This is a genomic window from Achromobacter semiaridum (genome assembly GCF_053543755.1).
This window is the reverse complement of the sequence record NZ_JBLVOL010000130.1, coordinates 1-5,134: the sequence shown is the minus strand read 5'-3', so window position 1 is coordinate 5,134 and position 5,134 is coordinate 1. Positions and strand designations below refer to the sequence as shown.

The following is a 5,134-nucleotide window of genomic DNA, read 5'->3' as shown; positions in this document are numbered from 1 at the left end:
TTGGGCATCCGGCCCGAAGCCATGGCGCCCGCGCCGCTGGCGGGCGACGGCTTGCTGCTGCAAGGCAGCGTGTGGGCCGTTGAACCGGTGGGGCCCGACCAGTTCGTGGACGTGTGCGTGGGCGGCGAAGACGGCCCGCGCCTGCGCGCCCGTTTGCCGCCCGAACGCCGCTACGAGGTTGGCGCGCCGATTGCGCTGGCGCTGCCCGCGGCGCGCCTGTACCTGTTCGACGCACAGGGGCTGCGCGTGCATGGCGGCGAGGAGCCGCGTCGATGAGCGCCGCCAGCCTGTCGCCGGCACGCCCGGCCGCCGCGCGCCCCGGTGGGCGCGAGATGTCGGACCTGAGCTTTGCGCTGACGGTGATCGTGGCGGTGTACGCGTTGAACACGCTGATCATCGGCGTGCCGCTGGGCTATTCGTTCTGGCTCAGCCTGCACGACACCAACGCCATCCTGCGCACCGAGGAGTTCGTCGGCACGGACCTGTATGGCGAAGTGTTGGCCGACCCCGCCGTCATTGACGCCATCTGGCGCAGCCTGGGCTTTGTCGCGATGTGCGTCGTGGGCTCGTTTGTGGCCGCGCTGGGCATCGCGCTGGTGCTGAACGAAGAGATGCCGTTGCGCGGCCTGGTGCGCGGCCTGGCGCTGTTGCCCTGGGCCATGTCGCAGGCGGTGACGGCGACGGTGTTTTCGTTTTTGCTGAACCCAAGCTTTGGTGCGCTGACCGGGCTGCTGGCGCCGCTGGGCCTGGCCAACGCGGCCACCGTCTGGCTGTCCAGCGACTGGGCGTTGTTCTGGGTCGCCTTGGCGTTTGTCTGGCATATCGCGCCGCTGGGCAGCTTCTTCTACCTGGCCGCGTTGCAGACGATTCCGCGCGATCTGTACCGCGCGGCGCGCGTGGACGGCGCGGGGCCGCTGTCGCGCTTTCGGCACATCACCTTGCCGCACTTGAAACACACCACGTTGATCGTGCTGGTGGTGATGACGGTGGAAGCGGTGCGCCAGTTCGACCTGCTGTTCTCATTGACGCGCGGCGGGCCGGGCACGTCCACGCAGATCCTGCCGCTGCTGATCTTCCGCTACAACTTTGAATTTTCGAAGTATGGCCTGGCCTCGGCCGCGGCCTTTCTCTTGACCGTGCTGTCGCTGTTGCTGGCCACCGCCTACTTCATGCTGATCCGCAAGAAGCGCCCCCAAGGAGCCGCCCATGCGCAATGACGCTGCCCAAGTCACCGGCGAAGGCTGGCGCCCCTGGCTGGTCGGGGCCGGCGTCGCGCTGGTCGCCTTCTGGTGCTTGTTCCCGCTGTACTGGACGCTGAAGGCGTCATTCATGGACGAGTCGGCCATCATCATGGGCGTGGCGCACAACGTGGGGGGGTTCACGTTCGACAACTACCTGCGCGTGTTGGGCATGTCGACATCGGATTCGATCTTTGGCGGGCAGACCAAGGCCATCATGACGGGCTTTGTGAACAGCGCGCTGGTGGCGCTGCCGGCGGCGGCCGTGGGCACGGCCATCGCCACGCTGGCGGGCTACGTGCTGGGCCGCTTTGAATTTCCGTTCAAGGGCCCGCTGCTTTACGTGTTGCTGGCGTCCCGCACCTTGCCGCCGATTGCGTTGCTGATTCCGTACTACGTGTTCTTTGCCGCCATCGGCCTGGCGGGCAGCCTGTTCGGGCTGTGGATCGTATACCTGACCGCCGTGATCCCCTTGCTGTCGTGGGTATTGATGGGCTACTTCGCATCGCTGCCCGTTGAGATCGAGCGCGCGGCGCGCATGGACGGCTGCACGCGTTGGCAGATGCTGCGCCACGTGACGCTGCCCATGGCGCTGCCGGGCATTGCGGCGGCGTTCATCATCGCGTTCCTGGTTGGCTGGAACGACCTGTTGTTCGCCATCGTGCTGACGGGCGGCACGCAGGCGCAAACGCTGTCGGCGTCGTTGTTGGGGCTGTCGCCGCTGATGCCGGGCTTTCGCGCGGACCTGGGCCTGTTCGCCGCCGCCAGCATGCTGGGGCCGCTGCCCCCGCTGGCGCTGGCCATGCTGTTCCAGCGCTTTATCACCAACCTGAACATCGTCGATCCCGTGACGAGCAATACGGACTAGCGATGACGATCGGCGTAGCGGCGGCGGGACCCAACGCGGGCGCGGCAGTCCACGCGGCGGCGCTGGCCGCCGAGCTGATGGGCCATGGCGCCATCGGCGGCTTCGCGGTGTTGGCCATCCTGGACGACGCGGGCCGCGTGCACCACGCGTCGTGCCAGCGCGGCGGCGTCAGCGCGCTGGACCTGCCGGCACATTGGTTGCAGGCCCGGCGCGCGGCGTTGATCGAAAGCGGGCCGGACCGCCCCGAGCCCCTGGTGCAGTTCCTGCCGGGCGCCGATGGCGTGGGGCTGGTCACGGGCCACCGCCTGCCCAATCGCCCAGGCGCGGACGGCGTGCCGCTGAACGTGGCCACGCTGCGGCTGATGGCGGGCGGTGCGAAGCCCGGCGACGCCGTCGCGCGCGTGCTGGGCGCGCACCCCGAAATCGACGCGGGCCTGATCGCGTTATCCGTCACGGGCGAACTGGGCTGGGGCAATACGCAGCGCGTGTCGCGCCGCCCCGATCACGGCATGGCCCGGCACGATAACGGCGACTGCCGTGTGGCCGTGCTGCACAACTCCATTCATCCGTGCGCGCCGCTGCCGCACGCCATGGCGGACCTGGCCTGGTACGCCTTGACCGGTACAACCGCTTCCTACCGCGCATTGCGACTGTACGCGGGCACGCCGATCATCCGCTCCACGCAGGATCGCGTGCACGTCGATGCACGCGGAGGCATACTTTCCATCGAACAGGCCGACCCGTCGCTGCCTCATGGCGCCCGCCGGGCGAACGCGGTCTACCTGGGCAGTGAAGTCTGGCAAGATGGCGGGCGTATCGGCCATACCGTCAGCGAACTCATTGCCGACCTGGCCGACGGGCAGGTGACCGGCGTGCCGGACCCCGCCCGCTCCCTCATCCTCATGAAGGAATAGGCCATGTCCCGTCGCGAAAATACCGAAAGACAAATTTTGCAGGCGCTGCAAGACCAGATCCTTGCAACGGGCATGGGCGGCGTGGGCATCAACGCCATCGCCAAACGCGCCGGCGTCAGCAAAGAACTGATCTACCGCTACTTCGACGGCATGCCGGGCCTGATGCTGGCCTGGATGCAGGAGCAGGACTTCTGGACGCGCAACCCCGGGTTGCTGGCCGCTGATGAATCCAGCCAGCGCACGCCGGGCGAACTGGTGATGTCGATGCTGCGCGCGCAGATCGACGCGCTGGCCGGCAACGAAACCCTGCGCGAAGTGCGCCGCTGGGAACTGATCGAACGCAACGAGGTGTCGGCGCCCTTGGCCGAACGGCGCGAACGCGCGGCGCGCGGTTTCATCGACCGCGTCGATGGCCTGGCCCCCGACGTGGACATGCCGGCGATGGTCAGCGTCATGCTGGCCGGCGTGTTGTACCTGATGCTGCGCGGCAAGACCGAATCCCACTTCCTGGGCGTGCCGCTGCGCACGCCCGAAGGCTGGGACCGCATCAGCGGCGCGCTGGAACACCTGGTGTCCCATGGCTTTCCAGACCCCTTGAATTCCGAATCCCTTGCCACCCTGGAGGCGCGCCGAGGCAAATCGCCGGCCGCCGACCCCGCCACCTGAGCCCTTCATGCCCGCGCAAACCGATCAGCACGACTACGACATCATCATCACCGGCGGCCAGATCGCCGACGGTTTGGGCGGGCCCGCCTTTCGCGCGGACCTGGCCATCCAGGGCGAACGCATCGCGGCCATCGGCGATGGCTCGTCATGGCGCGCGCGGCATCGCGTGGACGCCGCCGGCAAGGTGGTGTCGCCCGGCTTCATCGATTGCCACACCCACGATGACCGCGCGCTGCTGGGCACGCCGTTGATGCGGCCCAAGGTCAGCCAGGGCGTCACCACCGTGGTCACGGGCAATTGCGGCATCAGCCTGGCGCCCGTGCGCACGCCGGGTGACGTGGTGCCGCCCCCGCTGAACCTCCTGGCCAAGCACACGGGCGAACTCTACGCGCGCATGCAGGACTACGCCGCCGCGCTGGACGCCGCGCCCGCCGCCGTCAACAGCCTGGCGCTGGTAGGCCATTCCAGCCTGCGCGTATCCGCCATGGACCGGCTTGACCGCCCTGCCGACAAAGCCGAAATCGCCACCATGCGCCGCGCGCTGGACGAAGCCATGGCGGCCGGCGCGGCGGGCTTGTCCACGGGGCTGTACTACCCCACCGCCATGCACGCCAGCACCGAAGAAGTCATCGGCGTGGCCGAACCGCTGTCGGCCTGGCGCGGCCTGTACACCACACACCTGCGCGATGAAGCCGACCACGTCTGCGATGCCATGGAAGAAGCCTTCCTGATCGGGCGCGCCGCCGACGTGCCGGCCATCCTGTCGCACCACAAGGTCACCGGCAAGCACAACCACGGGCGCACCGCGCAAACGCTGGCGCTGTTTGACCGCGTGCGCGCCGACCAGCCACTGGGCATGGACGTGTATCCCTACGCCGCGTCGTCCACCATTTTGGAACCGCGCCGCGTGGCGGCCGGCGAAAAAATCATCGTCACGTGGTCGCAGACGCGCCCGGAAATCCAGGGCGTGGACTTGCGCGAACTGGCCGAGCGCGAAGGCAAGGACCCCACCCGCCTGGCCGAAGATCTGTCGCCGGGTGGCGCAATTTATTTCTCGATGGACGAAGCCGACGTGAAGCGTGTCATCGGGCACGGCAGCGTGATGATCGGCTCGGATGGCCTGCCGCATGATCAGCGCCCGCATCCCCGTTTGTGGGGCGCGTTTTCGCGCGTGCTGGCGCGTTATGTGCGCGAGATGCGCGTGCTGGGCCTGGAGGAGGCGGTGCGCCGCATGACCAGCCTGACCGCCGCGCAATTCGGCATGAAAGATCGCGGGGTGCTGCGCGCCGGCTGTTATGCCGACGTGGTGGTGTTCGACGCCGCCACCGTCGCCGACCTGGCCAGCTTTGCCGAACCGACGCTGCCGTCCACCGGCATCCACGCCGTACTGGTCAACGGCCAGTTGGTCGAGGAAGACGGCGCCCCCACGGGCGCGCGCCCCGGCCGCC

Annotated in this window: 6 protein-coding genes; all 6 read left to right on the top strand. The window is 68.4% G+C overall.

The window, feature by feature from the left end:
• The coding region (locus ACNPP0_RS26710; RefSeq protein WP_448707496.1) for a TOBE domain-containing protein at positions 1–276 on the top strand (276 nt) is incomplete at its 5' end.
• Positions 273–1,217, top strand: coding sequence for a carbohydrate ABC transporter permease (locus tag ACNPP0_RS26705; RefSeq protein ID WP_448707495.1), 945 nt, complete (start codon positions 273–275; stop codon positions 1,215–1,217). The genes ACNPP0_RS26710 and ACNPP0_RS26705, both read left to right, overlap by 4 nt.
• Positions 1,207–2,106, top strand: a complete 900-nt coding sequence (locus ACNPP0_RS26700) for a carbohydrate ABC transporter permease (RefSeq protein ID WP_448707494.1) — start codon at positions 1,207–1,209, stop codon at positions 2,104–2,106. The genes ACNPP0_RS26705 and ACNPP0_RS26700 overlap by 11 nt, the downstream gene beginning before the upstream one ends.
• A 2-nt stretch (positions 2,107–2,108) precedes the next feature.
• Complete coding sequence (locus ACNPP0_RS26695) at positions 2,109–3,020, top strand: DUF6963 family protein (protein ID WP_448707493.1); 912 nt, start codon at positions 2,109–2,111, stop codon at positions 3,018–3,020.
• A gap of 3 nt (positions 3,021–3,023) precedes the next feature.
• Positions 3,024–3,686 (top strand): TetR/AcrR family transcriptional regulator, encoded by a 663-nt coding sequence (locus tag ACNPP0_RS26690; RefSeq protein WP_332612332.1) that lies wholly within the window; start codon positions 3,024–3,026, stop codon positions 3,684–3,686.
• Positions 3,687–3,693: 7 nt separating this feature from the next.
• Positions 3,694–5,134: N-acyl-D-amino-acid deacylase family protein (locus tag ACNPP0_RS26685; RefSeq protein WP_448707492.1), on the top strand; the 1,441-nt coding region annotated here is incomplete at its 3' end.